The sequence below is a fragment of the Nonomuraea sp. MTCD27 genome, assembly GCF_041950495.1.
Lineage (GTDB): Bacteria > Actinomycetota > Actinomycetes > Streptosporangiales > Streptosporangiaceae > Nonomuraea.
Genome location: NZ_JBGNUW010000001.1, coordinates 495,456 through 515,608, shown reverse-complemented (window position 1 = coordinate 515,608; position 20,153 = coordinate 495,456). Strand labels below are relative to the sequence as shown.

The window sequence follows — 20,153 nt, the reverse complement described above, 5'->3', positions numbered from 1 at the left end:
TCAAGTCTTGAAAGTTATATCCACGAGCGATTGAGTTCGGTCGTGCAGACCCTCCGATTGCTGGCCGCCGCCGCGCTCGTGTTAGGCCCCATGGCCCTCAGCGCGCCCGCGCAGGCCGACCCCGCTCCCCCCGCAGAGGACGCCCTGGAGGCGTCCTCTTATCCTGCGCCGTCCACGCTGCTCGCGCGGGCCACCGCGGCCCAGCCGCGGCTGGAGACGGCCAAGAGGACCCGCCCGGTCGCGCCGGGCATCTCGCTGACCTCGTTCGACACCTATGACGCGCTCGGCTGGTTGCGCGCGGACGCGGTCACCGCCGACCTCGGCGGAGCCAAGGCCGACTACGTGTTCTCGGGCGAGGTGTCCAAGACCGAGCCGCTGTCCGGGCCGGCCAGGCGCTCGCGCGCGGTCGCGGCCGTCAACGGCGACTTCTTCGACATCAACAACTCCGGCGCCGCCCAGGGCATCGGCGTCCAGGACGGCAAGCTGATCCAGTCTCCGGTCACCGGCCACGAGAACGCGGTCGCGGTCACCGGGGACGGCGTCGGGCGCGTGCTCCAGATGTACTTCGAGGGCACCGCCACCCCGGTGGGGGGTTCGCCGATCACGCTGACCCAGTTCAACCAGATCGTGCGCAGCGGCGGCGTGGGGCTGTTCACGCCGCTGTGGGGCTCCTACACCCGGGCCCGCGCCGTCGAGGGCGCCACGTCCGTCGCCGAGGTCGTCCTGGTCGACGGGGTGGTCTCCGAGGTACGCACGTCCGCCGGCACCGGCCCGATCCCCGCGGGCACCACGATCCTGCTGGGCCGCGACGCCGGGGCCGCCGCGCTGTCCGCGCTGAGGCCCGGCGACAAGGTCGACGTGAAGTACCAGCCCAAGCCCTCCGACGGCAGCTCGGTCAAGGCCGCCGTGGGCGGCAACTGGGTGCTGGTCAAGGACGGCGTGGTGCAGAACTCGACCGACCCGGCCGCGCACCCGCGTACCGCCGTCGGGTTCTCCGCCGACGGCCGGAAGATGTACCTGCTGACCGTGGACGGCCGCCAGGTCGACAGCCGCGGCGTCACGCTGAACGAGCTGGCCGCCATGATGGCCGACCTCGGCGCCGCGAACGCGCTCAACCTCGACGGCGGCGGCTCCTCGACCATGCTGGCCCGCGAGCCCGGCTCCGCCGACGTGCAGGTGGAGAACAGCCCCTCCGACGGCGGCGAGCGGCACGTCCCCAACGGCCTGGCGCTCTACGCGCCCGAGGGCAGCGGCAAGCTCAAGGGCTTCTGGCTGGAGACCGCGAGCGACCCCGCCAAGGCGCCGGGCGTCGGGCCCGTGGCCGGCGGCCGTCCCGAACGCGTCTTCCCCGGTCTCACCAGGCGGCTGACCGCCGCCGGTTACGACGAGACGTACGGCCCCGCCGCCGGCACCCCGTCGTGGCGGGCGAACCCGGCCGTGCACGGCGTCGTGCGCGACGGGCGCTTCCACGCCCTGATCCCCGGCCCGACCACGGTCACCGCCTCGCGCGGCAACGCCAAGGGCAGCATCGACCTGACCGTGCTGCAGCCCCTGGAGCGGCTCGGCACCACCGCCGACCGGCTCGGGATGGCCGGCGAGGGCGGCGTGGCCACGTTCGGCGTGGTCGGCTACGACCGCAACGGCAACTCCGCGCCCATCGAGCCCGGCGACCTCACGCTCGACTACGACCGCGACCTCTTCGAGGTCACCGCGGCCGAGCAGGGCTACTTCACCGTCAAGGCCAAGCAGGCCACCGGCTCCGGCCTGATCACCGCCAAGGTCGGCAAGCTCGGCACCGCCGTGCCGGTGACGGTCGGGTTCGAGGCCAAGCCGGTCGCCGACTTCGAGGACGCGGCCACCTGGACGTTCGCCGCCGCCCGCGCCACCGGCTCGCTGTCGGCGGCGCCCGGGCAGAGCGGGGGCGGGCTCAAGCTCTCGTACGACTTCACCACCTCCACCGCCACCCGGGCCGCCTACGCCAGCCCGCCGCAGCAGATCGTGGTCGAGGGGCAGCCGCAGGCGTTCGGGCTCTGGATCAACTCCACCGGCAAGGGGGAGTGGCCGAGCCTGGAGTTCTACGACGCGCTCGGGCAGTCGCAGATCCTGCGCGGGCCGTACATGACCTGGACCGGCTGGAGGTACGTCGAGTTCACCGTGCCGCCCGGCGTCAACTACCCGCTCAAGCTGCGGCGCTTCTACGTGGCCGAGACCAAGGCGGACGTGAAGTACACCAACGAGATCCTCATCGACGGCCTGGTCGCCAAGGTGCCGCCGTCGGTCGAGGCCCCGGCCGTGCCCAAGGTGGCCGACCCGGTGGTCAGGAGCGAGGTGTCGAAGATGCCGTGGCGGTTCGCGGTCATGTCGGACGCGCAGTTCGTGGCCAGGGACCCGGACAGCGACATCGTCAGGAACGCGCGCCGCACGCTCCAGGAGATCAAGGCCGCCAAGCCCGACTTCCTGGTGATCAACGGTGACCTGGTGGACGAGGCGTCGCCCGAGGACTTCGCGCTGGCGAAGAAGATCCTCGACGAGGAGCTCGGCGGAACGGTGAAATATCACTACATTCCGGGCAACCATGAGGTCATGGGCGGCAAGATCGACAACTTCAAGGCCGCCTTCGGCGACACGTACGGGACCTTCGACCACAAGGGCACCCGCTTCATCACCCTGGACACCTCCCGCCTGAACCTCAGGGGTGGCGGCTACGACCAGGTGGCCATGCTCCGCTCCGAGCTGGACGAGGCGGCCGAGGACGCCTCGATCGGGTCGGTCACCGTGCTGTTCCACGTGCCGCCGCGCGACCCGACGCCCGGCAAGGGCAGCCAGCTCGGCGACCGCAAGGAGGCCGCGCTCGTGGAGGGCTGGCTGGCCGACTTCCAGCGCACCACCGGCAAGGGGGCCGCGTTCATCGGGGCGCACGTGGGGACGTTCCACGCCTCCCACGTGGACGCGGTGCCGTACTTCATCAACGGCAACTCCGGCAAGAACCCCGCCACCGCCCCCGGCGACGGCGGGTTCACCGGGTGGTCGCTGTGGGGCGTCGACCCGGTGACCCGGGCCGAGGCCGAGCACGTCAGGCGGAACTGGTTCGCCGACGCGCCCGACTGGATCGGCACGCAGGTCAGCCCGCACGTGGACGACCTCACCCTCACCGTCCCGGCCACGGTCGCGGTCGGCGCGCCGGCCACGGTGACGGCCGCGGTCGAGCAGGGCGCCAGGACGGTCCCGGCCGCGTACCCCGTGTCGGTGAAGTGGTCCGGCTCGCCGAACCTGCACGTCGGCCCGCGCAAGACGGCCAAGCCGTGGCACGTGGCCGTCCTCGACCCCGCGACCGGCACGCTGACGGCGCTGCGCGCCGGACAGGTGACGGTGGCCGTCACGGTCAACGGCGTGACGCGGCAGGCGGGCGTGGCGGTGAGCGCCAGGGCCGCCGCCTGACCGCAGGTCCACCAGGGCCCCGCGGGACGATCTCCGTCCCGCGGGGCCCTTCCGTGTTCGTTTCCGTGTTCGTCTCCGTGTTCGTCCCGCCGGGTCGCGGGAAGGGGGCCGGGGTACGAGGTCGTGGGAAACGTCACCGGGGGAGGATGACCGATGTCCGTCGAGCTCGATCTCGTGCCCACCGCGCTCACCCAGGCCATCGACGAGTTGCCGCTGGTGGACCACCACGTCCACGGGGCCAGCTCGCACGACCTGTCGCGCACGGCGTTCGAGGAGCTGATCACCGAGTCCGACCGGCCGGTGCCGGAGTGGATGACCCAGTTCGACTCCCAGATCGGGTTCGCCATCCTGCGCCACTGCGCGCCCGTGCTCGGGCTGGAGCCCTTCTGCGCGCCCGAGGAATACCTGGCCCGGCGCGCCAGGCTCGGCGCCGCCGAGGTCAACCGGCTGCTGCTCGGCGCCAGCGGCATCGGGCACTTCCTGGTCGAGACCGGCTACCGGGGCGAGGAGCTCCTCGGGCCGTCCGGGATGGCCGAGGCCAGCGGGTCGCCCGCCGACGAGGTGGTGCGGCTGGAGAGCGTGGCCGAGCAGGTGGCCGCCGCCGGGTGCCAGGCGGGCACGTTCGCCTCGCGGTTCGGGGAGGCGCTGCGGGAGCGTACGCGGACGGCGCGCGGGCTCAAGACCATCGCCGCCTACCGGTGCGGGCTCGACTTCGACCCCGCGCCGCCCTCTGCCGAGGAGGTCACCTTCGCCGCCGGGCGGTGGCTGGCCGACGGGGGCGGGCGGGTGCGCGACCCCGTGCTGGTGCGGCACATCGTCTGGGCGGGGCTGGAGCGGGGGCTGCCGCTGCAGTTCCACATCGGTTTCGGCGATCCCGACGTGGACCTGCGGCGGGCGGACCCGCTGCTGCTGCGCGGGCTGATCGAGCTGGCCGAGCCGACAGGGGTGCCGCTGGTGCTGCTGCACTGCTATCCGTACCAGCGGCAGGCGGGGTTCCTGGCGCAGGCGTACCCGCACGTGTTCTTCGACGTGGGGCTGGGCGTCAGCTACACGGGGGCGCGGAGCGCGGCGCTGGTGGCGGAGAGCCTGGAGGTGGCGCCGTTCTCGAAGCTCCTCTTCTCCTCCGACGCCTTCGGGCCGGCCGAGCTGCACCACCTGGGCGCCCTGTTGTGGCGGCGGGCGATGGCGCGGGTGCTGGGCGGGTTCGTGACCGACGGGGAGTGGTCGCTCGACCAGGCGCTGCGGGTGGCCTCCATGGTGGGGGGCGGGAACGCGCGCCACGTCTACGGCCTCGGGGCCGGGGGATGAGGAAGGACGCGTTGATGGGGTCGTTTTCCTAGAGGTGGATGGATGAACGTGGACGGGCACCGTACGGGTGCGGACGGGAGCCGGGCGGACGCGGAGGAGGCGTTGCGGGCGGCGCTGAGCCGGGAACTGCCCGCCGCCGTGGCGCTGAGGCGGGAGCTGCACGCCCTGCCCCGCGTGTCGGGGCATGAGGGGCCGACGCTCAAGCAGGTGCTCGACGCGCTGCCCGGCGGGCCGGTCGAGCACGTGGCGGGCACCGGCGCCGTGCTGCGGATCGGCGGGCCGGGGCCGGCGGTGGGGGTGCGCGGGGAGCTGGACGCGCTGCCGATCGTCGAGCGCACCGGAGTGCCGTGGGCGGCCACCAACGGCGCCATGCACGCCTGCGGCCACGACGTGCACCTGGCCGCCGTGGTGGCGCTCGCCCGCGCCGTCGCCGCCACCGGCCCGGAACTCGCCACCGACCTCGCCACCGGCCCGGAGTCCGCCATCGGCCCGGAGCTCGCTCCCGAGCCGGAGCCCGTCCCCGGGATCGGGGCGCGGGCGGTCGCGCCGCTGCTGGTCGTGCTGCAGCCGCGCGAGGAGACCTACCCCTCCGGCGCGCTCGACGTCGTCTCCTCCGGCGTGCTCGAACGGCACCGCGTGCACGCCATGATCGGCGCCCACGTCCAGCCCGTGCTGCCCGAGGGCACCATCGCCTGCACCCCCGGGCCGGTGAACGCCTCCTCCGACGAGTTCAGGGTGACCGTGCGAGGGTCGGAGGGGCATGCCGCGTACCCGCACCTCACCCGCGACCCGGTCCTGGCCATGGCGCAGGTGATCGTGGCCGCGCAGCAGCTCGTCAGCCGGGCCGCCGACCCCATGACGCCGACCGTGGTGACGTTCGGCACCGTCACCGCGGGCACCACGCCCAACGCCGTGCCCGGCGAGGCGGTGGCCAGGGGCACGCTGCGGACCATGTCGGAGGGCTGGCGCGAGCGGCTGCACCGCCGGTTCACGCAGGTGGCCGAGGACACCGCCAGCGCGTACGGGTGCGTGGCCGAGGTCGAGATCCTGCTCGGGGAGCCGATGCTGGTCAACGACCCCGCGCTGGCCGTACGCGCGGGGGACAGGCTGCGGGAGCAGGGGTGGGCGGTGACCGACGAGCTGCGGTCGTGCGGGGCCGACGACTTCGCGCGCTACGGGGACGTGACGCCGTCGCTGATGATGTTCGTGGGCGTGGACATCGGGGACACCGGGGCCGGCCTGCACAGCCCCGGGTTCCTGCCGGGCGACGCCGCCGTGGGGGCGGTGGCGGAGGCGCTGCTGGCCGGCTATCTCGCGTCGTCGAGAGCCGGGTGCACGTCCGTGCGGGACCTGCCCCCTTCCTCCCAGTACGGACACAAAACTCATCGCTGACGAAACCGCCTGGAACCTCTAGGCTCGGCGGAGATGGATCTCGAAACTTTCAGCCCCGGTTCGGGCCGACTCGAACCCAGGGCCGCACTCGATTCCGACGCGCCCGCTCTCGACCTCAACGGGACGTGGCGCTTCCGCCTCTCACCCACCGCGAACGCCCCCGAGGACTTCGCCGGGCCCGACTACGACGACGCGGCCTGGGACGACCTCCCCGTCCCGTCCCACTGGGCCCTGCACGGACACGGCGCCCCGGCGTACACGAACGTCTCCTACCCCATCCCCATCGACCCGCCCCGCGTCCCCGACGAGAACCCGACGGGCGACTACCGCCGCGCCTTCGACCTGCCCGAGGGCTGGACGGGCGGCCGGCTGCGGTTCGAGGGCGCCGAGTCCTTCGCCCGCGTCTGGCTCAACGGGCACGAGCTGGGCTTCTCGACCGGCAGCCGGCTGCCCGTCGAGTACGACGCCGGTCCGCACCTGAGGCCGGGCCGCAACGTGCTGGCCGTGCGCGTGCACCAGTGGTCGGCCGCCACCTACCTGGAGGACCAGGACATGTGGTGGCTGCCCGGCATCTTCCGCGACGTCACGCTCACCCGCTCCACCGCCGACGTCTTCGTGCGCGCCTCCTACGAGGACGGGCGCGGCACGCTGAGCTTCGACGGCCCCGGCACGCTGAGCGTCCCCGAACTCGGCGTCGAGGGGCTGGAGCCGGGCACGGAGGTCACGGTCGAGGTGGAGCCGTGGACGGCGGAGACGCCGCGCCTGTACGACGCGGCGGTGACCGCGCCGGAGGAGACGGTACGCCTGCGCGTCGGCTTCCGCACGATCTCCATCGTGGACGGCGTGCTCCTGGCCAACGGCCGCCCGCTGCTGCTCAAGGGCGTCAACCGGCACGAGTTCCACCCCGAGCACGGCCGCGCGGTGCCGTACGCGACGATGCGCGAGGACGTGCTGCTGATGAAGCGGCACAACGTCAACGCCGTCAGGACCAGCCACTACCCGCCGCACCCCGCCTTCCTCGACCTCTGCGACGAGCTGGGCCTGTGGGTGATCGACGAGTGCGACCTGGAGACCCACGGCTTCGGCCAGGTCGGCTGGCGGGCCAACCCCACCGACGACCCCCGCTACGCCGACGCGCTGCTCGACCGCATGCGCCGCATGGTCGAACGCGACAAGAACCACCCCAGCGTCATCATGTGGTCGCTCGGCAACGAGGCCGGCGTCGGCCGGAACCTGGCCGTCATGGCGGACTGGACGCGCGAGCGCGATCCGTCCAGGCCGCTGCACTACGAGGGCGACCGGTCGTGCGAGCACACCGACGTCTACTCCCGCATGTACGCCTCCCACGACGAGGTCGAGGCCATCGGCCGGCACGAGGAGGACCCGCTCGAAGACGCCCGGCTGGACGAGCGGCGGCGCGGGATGCCGTTCCTGCAGTGCGAGTACGCCCACGCCATGGGCAACGGGCCCGGCGGGCTGGCCGAGTACCAGGAGCTGTTCGAGCGCTATCCGCGCCTGGCCGGCGGGTTCATCTGGGAGTGGATCGACCACGGGCTGGCGCATCCCGAGTACGGGTACGCCTACGGCGGCGACTACGGCGAGCCCGTGCACGACGGGAACTTCGTGATCGACGGGCTCGTGTTCCCCGACCGCACGCCGTCGCCCGGCCTGATCGACCTGAAGAAGGTGTTCGAGCCGGTCAGGTTCGAGTTCGGCGACGGGTTCGTGCGGGTCGTCAACGGCTACGGCTTCACGGACCTGTCCCACCTGCGGTTCGTGGCCACCGTGCAGGTGGAGGGCGAGACGGTCGCCGAGCACCGCCTCGACGTGCCCGCGGGCGGCGGCGAGTGCAAGCTGCCCGACACCGCGGCCGGGCCGATCGGCGAGTGCTGGCTGACCGTACGCGCGGAGCTGGCCGCCGACCAGCCCTGGGCGGAGGCGGGGCACGAGGTGGCGTGGGGGCAGGCGATGCTGGCCCGGCCCGAGTCCCGGCGGGTGGACACCCTGCTGGCGTTCGCGCGCGCCGGGGGCGAGCTGACCGCGGGCGACTGCGCGTTCGACGCGGTGACGGGGCGGCTCGTCCGGCTGTTCGGGCGGGAGGTGGACGGGCCCCGGCTCGACCTGTGGCGGGCCCCGACCGACAACGACCGCTACGGCGGCCTCGAGGCCACGTGGCGCGCGCTCGGCCTGCACCGGCTCACCCAGCGGGTGGACGACGTCTCCCTGGACGACGGGCTGACCGTGCGGACCCGCGTCGCGCCCGCGGCCACCGACCTCGGGATGTGGGCGACGTACCGATGGACCTTCGACGGCGGGTTGCGGCTGCTGCTGGACGTCGAGCCGGAGGGCGAGTGGCGCGACCCGATCCCGCGGATCGGGGTCACGATGTCGCTGCCGGGCAGCGTGGTGGACCGGGTGACGTGGTTCGGGTCGGGGCCCGGGGAGGCGTACCCGGACACGGGCATGGCCGCCCGCACCGGCCGGTGGTCGGCCACGGTCGAGGAGCTGCAGACGCCGTACGTCTACCCCCAGGAGAACGGGCACCGCGCCGACGTGCGGTGGGCCGAGCTGGGCGGGTTCAGGGTGTCCGGGGAGCCCACGTTCGGGCTGACCGCGCGCCGGTGGAGCACCGCCGAGCTGGCCGCCGCCCGCCACCGGCCCGACCTGGTGGCGGGGGAGCGGCTGTACCTCCACCTGGACCTCGCCCACCAGGGCATCGGCACGGCGACCTGCGGGCCGGGCGCGCTGCCGGGCTACAACCTGATGGCACGACGGGCGACACTCCGGCTCCGCTTCGACCCGGCGTGACCCCGAAGGGCCGGGCCCCACGCGGACGTGGGACCCGGCCCTCGGCCTTCGGTGCGTCGGCACCTTCCGGCACCTTCCAGCGTCTTCCAGTGGTTTTTTCAGTCCGGGACGGTGAGGACCGTGCCGGCGCCGACCGTGAGGCCGCCCTCACGGATGGCGAACCCGAGCCCTGGCTCGAGCGCGACCGCCTTGCCCAGCGCGACCGCCACCTCGACCGTGTCACCCGGCCGGGCGCTCTCGCCGTCGGGCAGGACGAGCTCCCCCGGCACGTCCGTCGTGCGCAGGTAGAACTGCGGCCGGTACCCGGACGCGATCGGCCGGCGCCGCCCGCCCTCCTCCGGAGTGAGGAGGTAGACGCGGGCGGTGAACGACCCGAGAGCCCGCTGGCTGCCCGGCTCGGCCAGCACCATGCCCCGCCGTACCTGCTCGCGGCGAACCCCGCGCAGCAGCACGGCGGCGTTGTCGCCGGCCTCGCCCCGCTCCATCGTCTTGCCGAACGTCTCCACCCCCGTCACGACGGCGGAGAAGCCGTCACCGAACCCGACCACCTCGACCGTGTCGCCGACCCGGACCGTGCCGCGCTCGATGGCGCCGGTCACGACCGTGCCGCGGCCGGTGACCGTCAGCACGTTCTCGACCGGCATGAGGAACGGCGCGTCCACGTACCGCACGGGCACGGGGATGTGCTCGTCCACCGCCTGGAGCAGCGCCTCGACCGACGCCGTCCAGACCGGGTCGCCCTCCAGCGCCCGCAGCCCGGACACCCGGACCATCGGGACGTCGCGGTAGCCGTGCTCGGCCAGCAGTTCCTGCAGCTCCAGCTCGACCAGGTCGGTCAGCTCCGGGTCGGCGCCGTCGGCCTTGTTGACGGCCACGACCAGGTGCTCGACGCCCACCCGCTTGGCGAGCAGCACGTGCTCCCTGGTCTGCGGCATGATCCCGTCGTGCGCGGACACGACCAGGATCGCGCCGTCGAGCTGCGCCGCTCCCGTGATCATGTTCTTCACGTAGTCGGCGTGGCCCGGCATGTCCACGTGGGCGTAGTGCCTGGTGGCGGTCTCGTACTCGACGTGCGAGATGTTGATCGTGATCCCCCTGGAGGCCTCCTCCGGGGTCCGGTCGATCCGCTCGAACGGCGTGTACGTGGCCTGCCCGCGCGCGGCCAGCACCTTCGTGATGGCGGCCGTCAGCGTGGTCTTGCCGTGGTCGACGTGGCCCATGGTGCCGATGTTGAGATGCGGCTTGTTCCGTACGTAGGCCTGCTTGGCCATGGTTCCTTCCCTCGAACCTGAAGTGGATGCGTGACCCGTCAGGGCCGGTCAACCTCCCCCCGCCGGGTCACTTCAGGACTTACGGGAAGAGGTCAGCGCTCCAGGCCGTCGCAGGCACGCCCGAACGCGCCCGGCAGTGCGGGCGTCGCGGGGTGAGCGTGCAGGAACATGAGGAACATAGTGCGGGCATCAGCATCCGACCGCAACGAATTATTCCGCGCCCCGAAACGCTCGCGACGTTGATCGTCTGTCGGAGGTTTCCCCTAGGCTTTCTGCCGGTCACGCAGACAGGCCGGGACAGATGGGGAAGGACGACGACGGATGACGACCGCCGCCCTCGACGGCATCGACGACATCGACTGGGGCTCCCTCGAGCACGCGTACGGCTCGGCGGAGGACGTGCCGCAGACCCTGCGGGACGCCGTCGGCGAGGACGACGGGGTGGCGGAGGAGGCGATCGACGAGCTGTTCGGCAGCGTCTTCCACCAGGGCACGCTGTACGGCGCGACGCCGTGGGCGGTGCCCTTCATCGCCCGGCTCGCCGCCGACCCGGGCACCCGCAGGCGCCATCGGCTCGTCCACCTGCTCGGCGCGATCGCCTCGACCGACGACGCGGCCCCCGAGGTGCTGGAGGACGTGAGCGCGGCCCTGGCCCGCGAGACGGGGCGGCTGCTGCCGCTGCTGGACGACCCCGACGCCGAGCTCCGGCACGCCGCCACCTACCTGCTCGGCAACCTGCCCCGCGCGTCGGCGGCCGAGGTGATGCCGGCGCTGCGGGCACGGCGCTCGCGGGAGAGCTCGCCGTACGTGCTGGCGGGCCTGCTCGCCGCCGCCGCCCGCCTCGACCCGCCGGAAAGCGCCGCCTGGCTCACCGCCGAGCTGACACCGGATCGGCCGTCCGCGGGCGGGGATGACGGGCGCCCCTTGGAGGGGCGGTGGGCGGGCGGGGCTGCCGAGGCTGCCATGGACGGGCCGTCCCCGGTTCGGAACGGTGAATCGACGCCCGATCAGCGGGCCGCCCTCCGGGCCGGCGCGTTGTGGGCCATCGCCGACGCCGGGCTCCCGTGGCCGGACACGACCTCCGAGCTGCTCGTCGGCTTCTGGTCGAACGGGGAGCAGCCGCTGAAGGGCTGGGTGTGGTCGGGCGACCCCTTCGGCGAGATCGTCTCGCACCTCGGCGGCCCGGCGTTCACCGAGGTCTGCCGCGCGCTGCTGGAGCGGGGGACCGCCGAGGCCGCCCGCGCCGCCGTCGACGCTGCCTACGACCGGTGCGCGCGGTCGCGCTCGGCCCGCGCGGAGCTGGCGCCCCTGCTGGCCGCCGCCGTCAGCCACCCCGACCTCACCGTCCGCACCGCCGCCGTGGCAGCGGTCAGGGACCTCTCGGCAGCCGCACCAGCGACCGCCGACATCCTGGCCACCTACGTCACCACCCGCCCGCCCACACCCACCACCGACCTGACCACCACCCGGGACGCGGCCCCTGCCCAGGACGCGGCCCCTCCCCAGGATCCGGCTTTCGCACAGCACGCGGCTCCCGTCCGGGACGCAACGTCCCACCAGAACGCGACCCCGCCCTCGGCGTCGGCCCCGGAGCAGGGTCCGGTCTGGGGGGATCCGAACACAGACCAGGCGCGGCTGTTCAATGCGTCCCTGGAGATCCTGATCTCGCTCGGCGATCCGCGCTGGCGTGAGCCGTTCATGGCCGCCCTCGTAGCGGGCCGGGCCGGTCCCGAGCTCCTGAACCTGCTCATCGACACCGGCGTCCCCTGTGACGCCGCCCTGCTCGGCGCGGTGCGGCGGCGGCTGGCGGCGTTGCCGTCCGAGCAGCCCGGGGAAGGCGGCGACTACGACGCGCTCCTCACCAGAACCCGGTGGCACAACGAGCTGAACGCCCTGACCAGGCTGCTGCACCGCTGGGGCCCGGCCGCGGCCGCCGCGGTGCCCGAGCTCACGCCGCTCATCGCGGACGACCGCTGGTGGGCCGTACGCGCGCTCGCCGCGATCGGCCCCGCGGCCGGGGCGGCGGTACCCGCCCTGACCCGAGTCCGCGACGACCCGAAGGTGTCCTGGAGGCAGCGCCTCGAGTGCGCGCAGGCCCTCGCCGCGATCACCGGCGACCCCGGCCGGCTGGCCGCCTGCGTCGCCGAGGCCGCCGCCGGCGGTGAGCCCGTGCCGGCCGCGCAGGCGGCGCTGCGTCACGGGCTGCCCCTGGACGGCCTGCTTCCCGCGTTACGAGACCTCGCCACCGGCCCGGGAGACGACCACCACGCCGCCGAGGCCCGCATCGAGGCGGCCCGGCTGCTGCTGCGGGCGGGGGAGACCGCCGTGCCGGTCCGGGTCGCCGCCGACACGCTCGACGGCGGCGGGCGCGTGGCGGCCGGGGCCGAGCTCGCCGGTCTGATCGGACCGGCCGCCGGGGAGCTCGTCCCACGGCTGCGGGCCCTGCTCGACGACCCGTACGACTTCGACGCCGCGGCGCTGGCCATCCGCCGCGTGACCGGCGAGGCCGCGCCGCTCGTCGACGCCGTACGCAGGGAGCTCGCCCGGCTGGGCGCCGGCCCGTGGCTCGCCGAACCGCTGCGCGAGCTGGCCGCCGACGCCGCCCCGCTCCTGCCCGAGCTACGCGAGCAGGCGTACGGCGACGCCCCCGCATCGCGCTACGGCACCTACGGCCGGCAGGTGCGCGAGGACGACGAGGCCCGCGCCGAACTTCTCGCCGCATTGACACGGCTGGAGACCTGACGAGGACCCGGCCGACGGCCGGAACCGACCGACCGGTGGGCACCGGGGCGACAGCGGACCGGTGCCCATGGTCACGGACGTTCGGACGCGCTGGGTCGCGGACGTTCGGCGCTCAAGGCCGAGGCCACCCGACGCCCGGGGGCGGGGGTCACGGGCGCCCGACGCTCATGTACGTGAAGCCCAGCCCCCGCATCTCCGCCGGTTCCAGCAGGTTGCGCCCGTCGAACAGCACCGGGCGGCGCATCACCGACCCCGCGTGCGCCCAGTCGACGTCCTTGAGCTGCGGCCACTCGGTGACCACGATCGCCGCGTCCGCGCCTTCGAGCGCCAGCTCCGGTGTCGCGTGCCGGGTCGTGGACGTCCACGGCTCCGTCTCGGCCGGGCGGGCCATCGGGTCCCAGCACCGTACCTCGGCGCCCTCGGCCAGCAGCCGGCCGGCCAGCACCGTGCTCGTCGCCTCGCGCATGTCGTCCGTGCCCGGCTTGAACGTCAGCCCGAGCAGCGCCACCCGCATGCCCGTCAGCGTGCCCAGCTCGTCCTTGAGCTGCTGGATGGCGCGGCGCTTCTGCAGGTTGTTGACCTCGATCACGGCCGACAGGAGCTGCAGGTGATAGCCGGTGTTGCTGGCCAGCTGGCGCAGCGCCTCGGAGTCCTTCGGGAAGCAGGAGCCGCCCCAGCCGATGCCCGGGCGCAGGAAGTGGGGGCCGAGGCGGTGGTCGAGACCGACGGCGCGGGCGACCTCCTCGACGTCGGCGCCGGTCTTCTCGCACAGGGTGGCGATCTCGTTGATGAAGCTGATCTTCGTGGCGAGCAGCGCGTTGGAGGCGAGCTTGACCATCTCGGCCGAGCGTACGTCCATCACGACGACCGGGCCGTCCACGCCGTCGTGCAGCTCGGCGATCAGCTGGGCGGTCGCCTCGTCGGCCGCGCCGATGACGATGCGGTCGGGGTTCAGGAAGTCGGAGACCGCCCGTCCCTCGGCGGTGAACTCGGGGTTGGCGGCGTACCCGACGTGGGCCAGGCCCGCCTCGTCCAGCGCGGTCCGCACCCGGGCGCCGGTGCCCACCGGAACGGTCGACTTCACCACGACCGCCTTGAGCTGGGTGGCGCCCTCCAGCGACCTGACGACCGACCAGATCCGCGACAGGTCCGCGTCGCCGGAGGCGGACGGCGGGGTGTCGACGCACACGTACGCGATCTCGGCGCCGTCCAGGGTCTCCCGCAGGTCCGTGGTGAAGGTCAGGCGCTCCTTGTTCCTGGCGATCATGTCGCCGAGGCCCGGTTCGTAGATCGGCACGTCGCCGGACCGCAGAAGGGCGACCTTCTCGGGGTTGATGTCCCGGACCACCACCCGGTGACCGAGCTCGGCGAGGCAGGCACCGGTCACCAGACCGATGTACCCGGCACCGAACACGGCCACCTGCCGTTCCGGCTTGCCAACCATGGCTGACCATCCATTCTCGCGGGCGCCCGTCGGGCGTCCCGCTTAGCTCGGGAAGCTGAGTTGCCGAAACCGGCGGAGGATCATCACCCTACTGTCCTCCCCGTTATTGTCCTCGCCCCGCCACCACCCCGGCCCCCGGGTACCGCCCCCGGCCCCCGTCCGATCGCCCCACCCGACACGCCCCGTGCGCGCTCCGCTCGGCCCTGCCATGATCGCCGCTTGTGGATACCGATGAGTTCTGGCGCCTGATAGAGCAATCCGGGCGCGAAGCGGATGGGAAGAAGGCGCGCGCGGCATGGCTTCAAGACGTGCTGGAACAACGCTCCGCCGAGGACGTCATCGATTTCGCGTCGCACATGATCGCGGCCCGGCGCCGAGTGGACACGTGGTTGATGTGGGGTGCCATGCGCGCTCTGTTCGGGTTCGGCTCCGGCGACGGCTTCTGGTACTTCCACATGTGGCTCGTGGGCCTGGGACGGGAGGTCTTCGAACGGGTGGCCGGTGACCCGGACGCCCTGGCCGACGTGCCGGAAGTGCGGCGCCTGGTGACCATGGAGCATCGTGGACCCTCATGGACGAACGACGACCGGCCGCAGTTCGAGATCTTGGACTACGTGACTGGTAGAGCCTGGGAACGAGTGACAGGAAAGGACCGCGAAAGCTTCTCCGACGCTCTGCAGGCACGTGGCCATGAATTGCTCGCATTGCCCTGCCCCGGCGACGAGGCCTGGGAGTTGGACGACGAGGAAGAATCAGCCCGAAGGCTGCCAAGAATCAACCGTTACGTGCACGAGGTGTACGGCCGGTCCTGAATCGCGAGAGCCATGCCGTTGCCGCTGAGCTCCTCGGGAGCCGCCGGGGGTGGTTGGTGGGGGGACACAACGGGGGCGGTGGTGTTCGTCGGGGAGACCGAAGCAGGGCGGGTGGCGGTGGCCTACGGTTCGGATATGCCACGTCTCTCCCTGGACGATCTCTACCGCTTCGCCGTACCGTCCGATCCCGCGCTGCGGCCCGATGGCGGTGCGGTCGCGTACACGCTCACCACCGTCGATCGGGATGCCGACGAGAACCGCGCGGAGATCTGGCTCGCCGCGCCCGGCGCGCCGCCGCGGCGGCTGGCCGAGGGGAGCGCGCCCCGGTGGTCGCCGGACGGGAGGTGGCTGGCGTTCCTGCGGGCCGTGGACGGTAAGCCGCAGCTTCATCTGCTGCCCATGGACGGCGGCGAGCCGGTCGTGGTCACCGAGGCGCCGCTCGGCGCCGGCGCGGCGCGGTGGTCGCCGGACGGGGCCCGCATCGCCTACGCCGGTCCGGTCGGCTCCGGTGGGCAGGCGCCTGATCCGCATGCGCCCGTCGTGGCCGAGCGGCTCGACCACAAGGCCGACGGGGCCGGGTTGCTGCGCGGGATCACCACGCACCTGTTCGTGGTGGACGTCGAGTCCCGGGAGGCGGTGCGGGTCACCGAGGGTGACTTCCACGCCGGTGAGCCGTCGTGGTCGCCGGACGGGAAGCGGCTGGCGTTCGTGGCGAGCATGGCGCCCGACGGTGACCTCGAGGCCGAAGGGGCCGTGTACGCCGTGCCGGTCGCGGGTGGGACGCCCGAGCGGCTGACCGGGCCGGAGATCATCTGTACCGGCGTGTGGTGGACGGGGGATGACGAGCGGCTGATCGTCGCGGGGCTGAAGGGCGGTCCCGTCGGGCACACGCGGCTGTTCACCCTGGAGTCCGGCGGCCTGGCCGAGGTGGAGACGGGGCTCGATCGCAACGTGATGACGGGGCATCCAGGCTACCCGGGCGCCTCCCCGGCGCTGCTCGGCGATGACCTGCTGTTCTGCGTGCGTGACCGGGGCTCGACGCACCTCTACCGGGCGCCGGCCCACAGGCTCGTCCCCGAGGACGTCAGCGTGTCGGGGGTGAGCGTGGCGGCCGGGCGGGTCGCGTACGTGGCCGCGACCGCGCACAGCGCCGGCGAGGTCTACCTGCTGGAGCCCGGCGAGCAGGCCCCGCGCCGGCTCACCGGGCACGCCCTCCCGGACGTGGAGCTGTACACGCCCGTCCGCCGCACCTTCACCGCGCCCGACGGCACCGAGGTCGAGGGCTTCGTCCTGCGCGACGAGAGCGCCACGACCCCCGGCCCGCTGCTCCTGGACGTCCACGGCGGCCCGCACAACGCCTGGGCCCCCGTGCTCGACGGCTTCCACCTCTACCACCAGGCCCTGGCCGCCCGCGGCTGGACCGTGCTCGCCCTCAACCCCCGCGCCAGCGACGGCTACGGCGAGGACTTCTACACCGCCGCCGTGGGCGCCTGGGGCCTGGCCGACGGACAGGACTTCCTCGCCGCCGTCGACGACCTGGTGGCCGACGGGATCGCCGACCCCGAGCGGCTGGCCGTCACCGGCTACAGCTACGGCGGCTACATGACGTGCTGGCTGACCGCCGCGACGGACCGGTTCAAGGCGGCCGTCGCGGGCGGCTCCGTCACCGACCTGACCAGCGTGTCCGGCACCTCCGACATGGGATTCGCGCTCAAGGCGTACGAGTGCCCGGGCGACCTGGCCGCCCAGTCCCCGATCACCCGCGTCACCGAGGTCACCGCCCCCACCCTCATCCTGCACGGCGAGAGCGACGACCGGTGCCCGGTCGGCCAGGCCGAGCAGTGGTTCGCCGCGCTGCGCGAGCGGCGGGTGCCCGTCCGGCTCGTCCGCTACCCGGGGGCCTCCCACCTGTTCATCCTGAACGGCCGGCCCTCACACCGGTACGACTACAACGAAAGGATCATCGCGTGGCTGGAGCAATGGGTCAGCGGCTCCCCGAGCTGATCGCCGAGTACGAGGTTCCCGGAGCGGCGCTGGCGTACCTGCACGAGGGAGAGCTGCACGAGTTCGCCGCCGGTACCCTCAACACCGCCACCGGCGTCGACTCCACCCCCGACTCGCTCTACCAGATCGGCTCGATCACCAAGGTGTGGACCGCCACGCTGCTCATGCTCCAGATCGAGCGGGGCAGGCTCGGGCTCGACACCCCCGTGGCGGAGGTGCTGCCGGACTTCAAGGTGGCCGACCCCGAGGTGACCAAGACCGTCACGATCAGGCACCTCCTCACCCACACCAGCGGCATCGACGGGGACCTGTTCCTCGACACCGGCCGCGGCGACGACTGCGTCCAGAAGTACGTGGAGGCGTGCGCCGACCTCGTCCAGAACCACCCGCTGGGCGTCACCCAGTCCTACTGCAACTCCGGCTTCACCATCGCCGGCCGCGTCCTGGAGGTGCTGACCGGCAAGCGCTGGGACGACGTGCTCCAGGAGGACATCGTCGAGCCGCTCGGCCTCACCCACACCTGGACCCTGCCCGAGGACGTGCTGCGCTTCCGTGCCGCCATGGGCCACGTGGAGGGCGGCCCCGCCCCGATGTGGGGGCTCATGCGCTCCGCGGGGCCGGCCGGGCTGATCTGCGCGCGCCCGGCCGACGTGGTGGCCTTCGCCCGGGCCCACGTGGAGGGCGGGCTGCTCGCCGACCCTCAGGCGATGTGGGAGCCGCAGGTGGAGATCCCCAACCCGTACGCGCTGGGCCGCCAGTGGGGCATCGGCTGGATCCTGGACGAATGGGACGGCCAGCGCGTCATCTCCCACGGCGGCAACACCATCGGCCAGCACGCCATGCTCTGGGCCGTGCCCGGCACCGGCACCATCGCCTGCGTCACCACCAACGGCGGCCACTCCGGCTCCTTCACCCGCGCCGTGGCCACCGAGCTGTTCAAGGAGCTCGACGGCCTGACCGTGCCGCCCACGCTGGGCCCGCCCGAGACGCCGGTCGAGGTGGACGCCGGCCGCTACACCGGCGTGTACGAGCGCGCCGGCGCCCGGATGACGGTGTCGCTGCGCGACGGGGAGCCGTGGCTGCGCATGGAGGCCACGGGCGCGCTGGCCGACCTCCACAAGCCGCAGGAGAGCCGGCTCGTCGCGGTGGACGACACCACGTTCGTCTTCAGGTCGCCGGAAGACCCCGACTGGATGTCCGCCGTGTTCTACGAGCTGTCCGACGGCTCCCCGTACGTGCACCTGGGCGCCCGCGCGACCCCGAAGACCGGGTGAGCCGATTCCACCGGCCGCCGTGGGATGTGCCGTGGATTATCGTGAGCGGATGAGAAACCGCCCGCGCGCCAGTCTCGGGCGGATCCTCCACGACCTCGGCACCACCGTGCTCGATGTGGCCGCCTCGCCCGGTGAGCTCGACGCCGAGGTGACCGGCGTGCACGTCTACGACCCCCTCGACGAGCTGATCGTGCCCTCGGGCGCGATCCTGCTCGCCGTCGGGGTGCAGGGCGCCGGCGAGATCTGCGCCCTGCTCGACCGGGTGCCGCACGCCTCCGGCGTGGTGGTGAAGCTGCCGGTGGACGTGGACGAGCGGGTGCGTGCCGCGGTGCTGGAGACCGGCGTGGCCGTGCTCGGCCTCACCAGGGCCGCCTCCTGGGCGCAGGTGGCCGCGCTGCTGCGGTCCCTGCTGGCCGAGGGCGAGCTGGCCGAGCCGGACGGGGAGGGCGCGCACGGCGACCTGTTCTCCCTCGCCAACGCCGTCTGCGCGCTCCTCGACGCGCCCGTCACGATCGAGGACAGGTCCTCGCGGGTCCTGGCCTTCTCGGGGCGGCAGGACGAGACCGACCCGGGCCGCGTGGAGACCGTGCTCGGCCGCCAGGTGCCCGAGCGCTACCTGCGCCAGCTCGAGGAGCAGGGCGTCTTCAAGCGGCTCTACCAGAGCCACGGGCCGATCCACATCGAGCTCGACGACGAGACCATCGTCAACCGGGCCGCCATGGCGGTGCGGGTCGGCGACGAGATCCTCGGCTCCATCTGGGCGGTCGTGCGCGAGCCGCTCAGCCCGCAGCGGCAGCGCGCGCTCGCCGACGCGGCCAAGATCGTGGCGCTGCAGCTCCTGCGCGAGCGGGCCGGGGCCGACACCCAGCGGCGGCTGCGCGCCGACCTGCTGTCCACGGTGCTGGCCGGGGGCGCGGACGCGGCCGAGGCGGCGGGCCGGCTCGGCATCGCGACCACCCGCCTGTGCGTGCTGGCCGCCCAGCTCGCCGGCGTGCCCGCCGACCCGGCCCAGGGCGAGAACGACCGGCAGCGCTTCTGCGACGCGCTCGCGCTGCACGTCGGCGCCATCCACCCGAAGGCCGCGGCGGCGCTGGTCGGCTCAGTCGCGTACGCGGTGCTGCCGCTGGCCGCCGGCGGCGACGAGGAGGCGCGGGCCGTACGGGTGGCCGAGAGCTTCCTGGCCAGGGTCGGGCCCCGGCACGCCGCCAACATCGGCGTCGGCCGCCTCGCGCTCAGCCTCGCCCAGGTGGCCAGGTCCCGGGCCGACGCCGACCGGGCCCTGCGCGTGCTGCGCACCCGGGGCACCGCCGGGCAGGCCGCCGGCTACGCCGAGGTGCACTTCGAGTCGCTCCTGCTCCAGGTCGCCGACGTGGCCGCGGCCGAGGAGCAGGCGCCCACCGGGCCCTACCAGCGGCTGCTCGACCACGACGCCGAGCACGGGACGGAGCTGGCCGCCACGCTGGGGGCGTACCTGGACGCGTTCGGGGACGTCAACCTGGCCGCCGCCCGCGTGCACGTGCACGCCAACACCTTCCGCTACCGGCTCAAGCGCCTGGTCGAGATCAGCGGCCTGGACCTGGCGGACCCCGACGCCCGGCTCACCGTCATGCTGCAGATGCGGATCTTCGGCCGGTAGGACGAGGCGGCCCGGCTTTTTCGT

General features: G+C 73.4%; 11 protein-coding genes. 9 read left to right on the top strand and 2 right to left on the bottom strand.

Annotation, left to right across the window (positions count from 1 at the left end; translation table 11 throughout):
- Nucleotides 1-42 precede the first annotated feature (42 nt).
- The 4 genes from ACBJ59_RS02425 (at nt 43) to ACBJ59_RS02410 (ending at nt 8,946) form a co-directional block, all read left to right on the top strand.
- The gene (locus ACBJ59_RS02425; RefSeq protein WP_375108503.1) at nt 43-3,438 is read left to right on the top strand and encodes a phosphodiester glycosidase family protein; all 3,396 of its coding nucleotides are present in this window, start codon (nt 43-45) and stop codon (nt 3,436-3,438) included.
- 153 nt (nt 3,439-3,591) lie between these two features.
- Nucleotides 3,592-4,746 (top strand): amidohydrolase family protein, encoded by a 1,155-nt coding sequence (locus ACBJ59_RS02420; RefSeq protein WP_375108502.1) that lies wholly within the window; start codon nt 3,592-3,594, stop codon nt 4,744-4,746.
- A gap of 42 nt (nt 4,747-4,788) precedes the next feature.
- On the top strand, nt 4,789-6,138 hold the full coding sequence (locus tag ACBJ59_RS02415) for a M20 family metallopeptidase (RefSeq protein ID WP_375108501.1): 1,350 nt from the start codon (nt 4,789-4,791) through the stop codon (nt 6,136-6,138).
- Between the two features lie 33 nt (nt 6,139-6,171).
- A complete protein-coding gene (locus ACBJ59_RS02410) occupies nt 6,172-8,946 on the top strand; it encodes a glycoside hydrolase family 2 TIM barrel-domain containing protein (protein WP_375108500.1) in 2,775 nt (924 codons plus the stop codon).
- 98 nt (nt 8,947-9,044) lie between these two features.
- Here ACBJ59_RS02410 and tuf read toward each other — a convergent pair whose 3' ends face one another.
- On the bottom strand, nt 9,045-10,217 hold the full coding sequence (gene tuf / locus ACBJ59_RS02405; RefSeq protein ID WP_375108499.1) for an elongation factor Tu: 1,173 nt from the start codon (nt 10,215-10,217) through the stop codon (nt 9,045-9,047).
- A 321-nt stretch (nt 10,218-10,538) separates the two neighbouring features.
- Between tuf and ACBJ59_RS02400 the strand changes: the two genes are divergently transcribed.
- Nucleotides 10,539-12,959: a hypothetical protein gene (locus ACBJ59_RS02400; protein WP_375108498.1), complete on the top strand. Its 2,421-nt coding sequence runs from the start codon at nt 10,539-10,541 to the stop codon at nt 12,957-12,959.
- A gap of 148 nt (nt 12,960-13,107) precedes the next feature.
- On the opposite strand, the gene ACBJ59_RS02395 is transcribed toward ACBJ59_RS02400, so the two are convergent.
- Nucleotides 13,108-14,403 carry a UDP-glucose dehydrogenase family protein gene (locus ACBJ59_RS02395; RefSeq protein WP_375108497.1) on the bottom strand — a complete coding sequence of 432 codons (1,296 nt, stop codon included), beginning with the start codon at nt 14,401-14,403 and terminating at the stop codon, nt 13,108-13,110.
- Nucleotides 14,404-14,624: 221 nt separating this feature from the next.
- On the opposite strand from ACBJ59_RS02395, the gene ACBJ59_RS02390 reads away from it, so the two are divergent.
- The 4 genes from ACBJ59_RS02390 (at nt 14,625) to ACBJ59_RS02375 (ending at nt 20,129) form a co-directional block, all read left to right on the top strand.
- Nucleotides 14,625-15,215, top strand: a complete 591-nt coding sequence (locus ACBJ59_RS02390) for a DUF4240 domain-containing protein (protein ID WP_375108496.1) — start codon at nt 14,625-14,627, stop codon at nt 15,213-15,215.
- Nucleotides 15,216-15,350: 135 nt separating this feature from the next.
- A complete protein-coding gene (locus tag ACBJ59_RS02385) occupies nt 15,351-17,219 on the top strand; it encodes a S9 family peptidase (RefSeq protein ID WP_375108495.1) in 1,869 nt (622 codons plus the stop codon).
- Complete coding sequence (locus ACBJ59_RS02380; protein ID WP_375108494.1) at nt 17,183-18,493, top strand: serine hydrolase domain-containing protein; 1,311 nt, start codon at nt 17,183-17,185, stop codon at nt 18,491-18,493. Before ACBJ59_RS02385 ends, ACBJ59_RS02380 begins: the two co-directional genes overlap by 37 nt.
- Before the next feature lie 49 nt (nt 18,494-18,542).
- Nucleotides 18,543-20,129, top strand: coding sequence for a PucR family transcriptional regulator (locus ACBJ59_RS02375; RefSeq protein WP_375108493.1), 1,587 nt, complete (start codon nt 18,543-18,545; stop codon nt 20,127-20,129).
- The last annotated feature ends 24 nt before the right edge of the window (nt 20,130-20,153 follow it).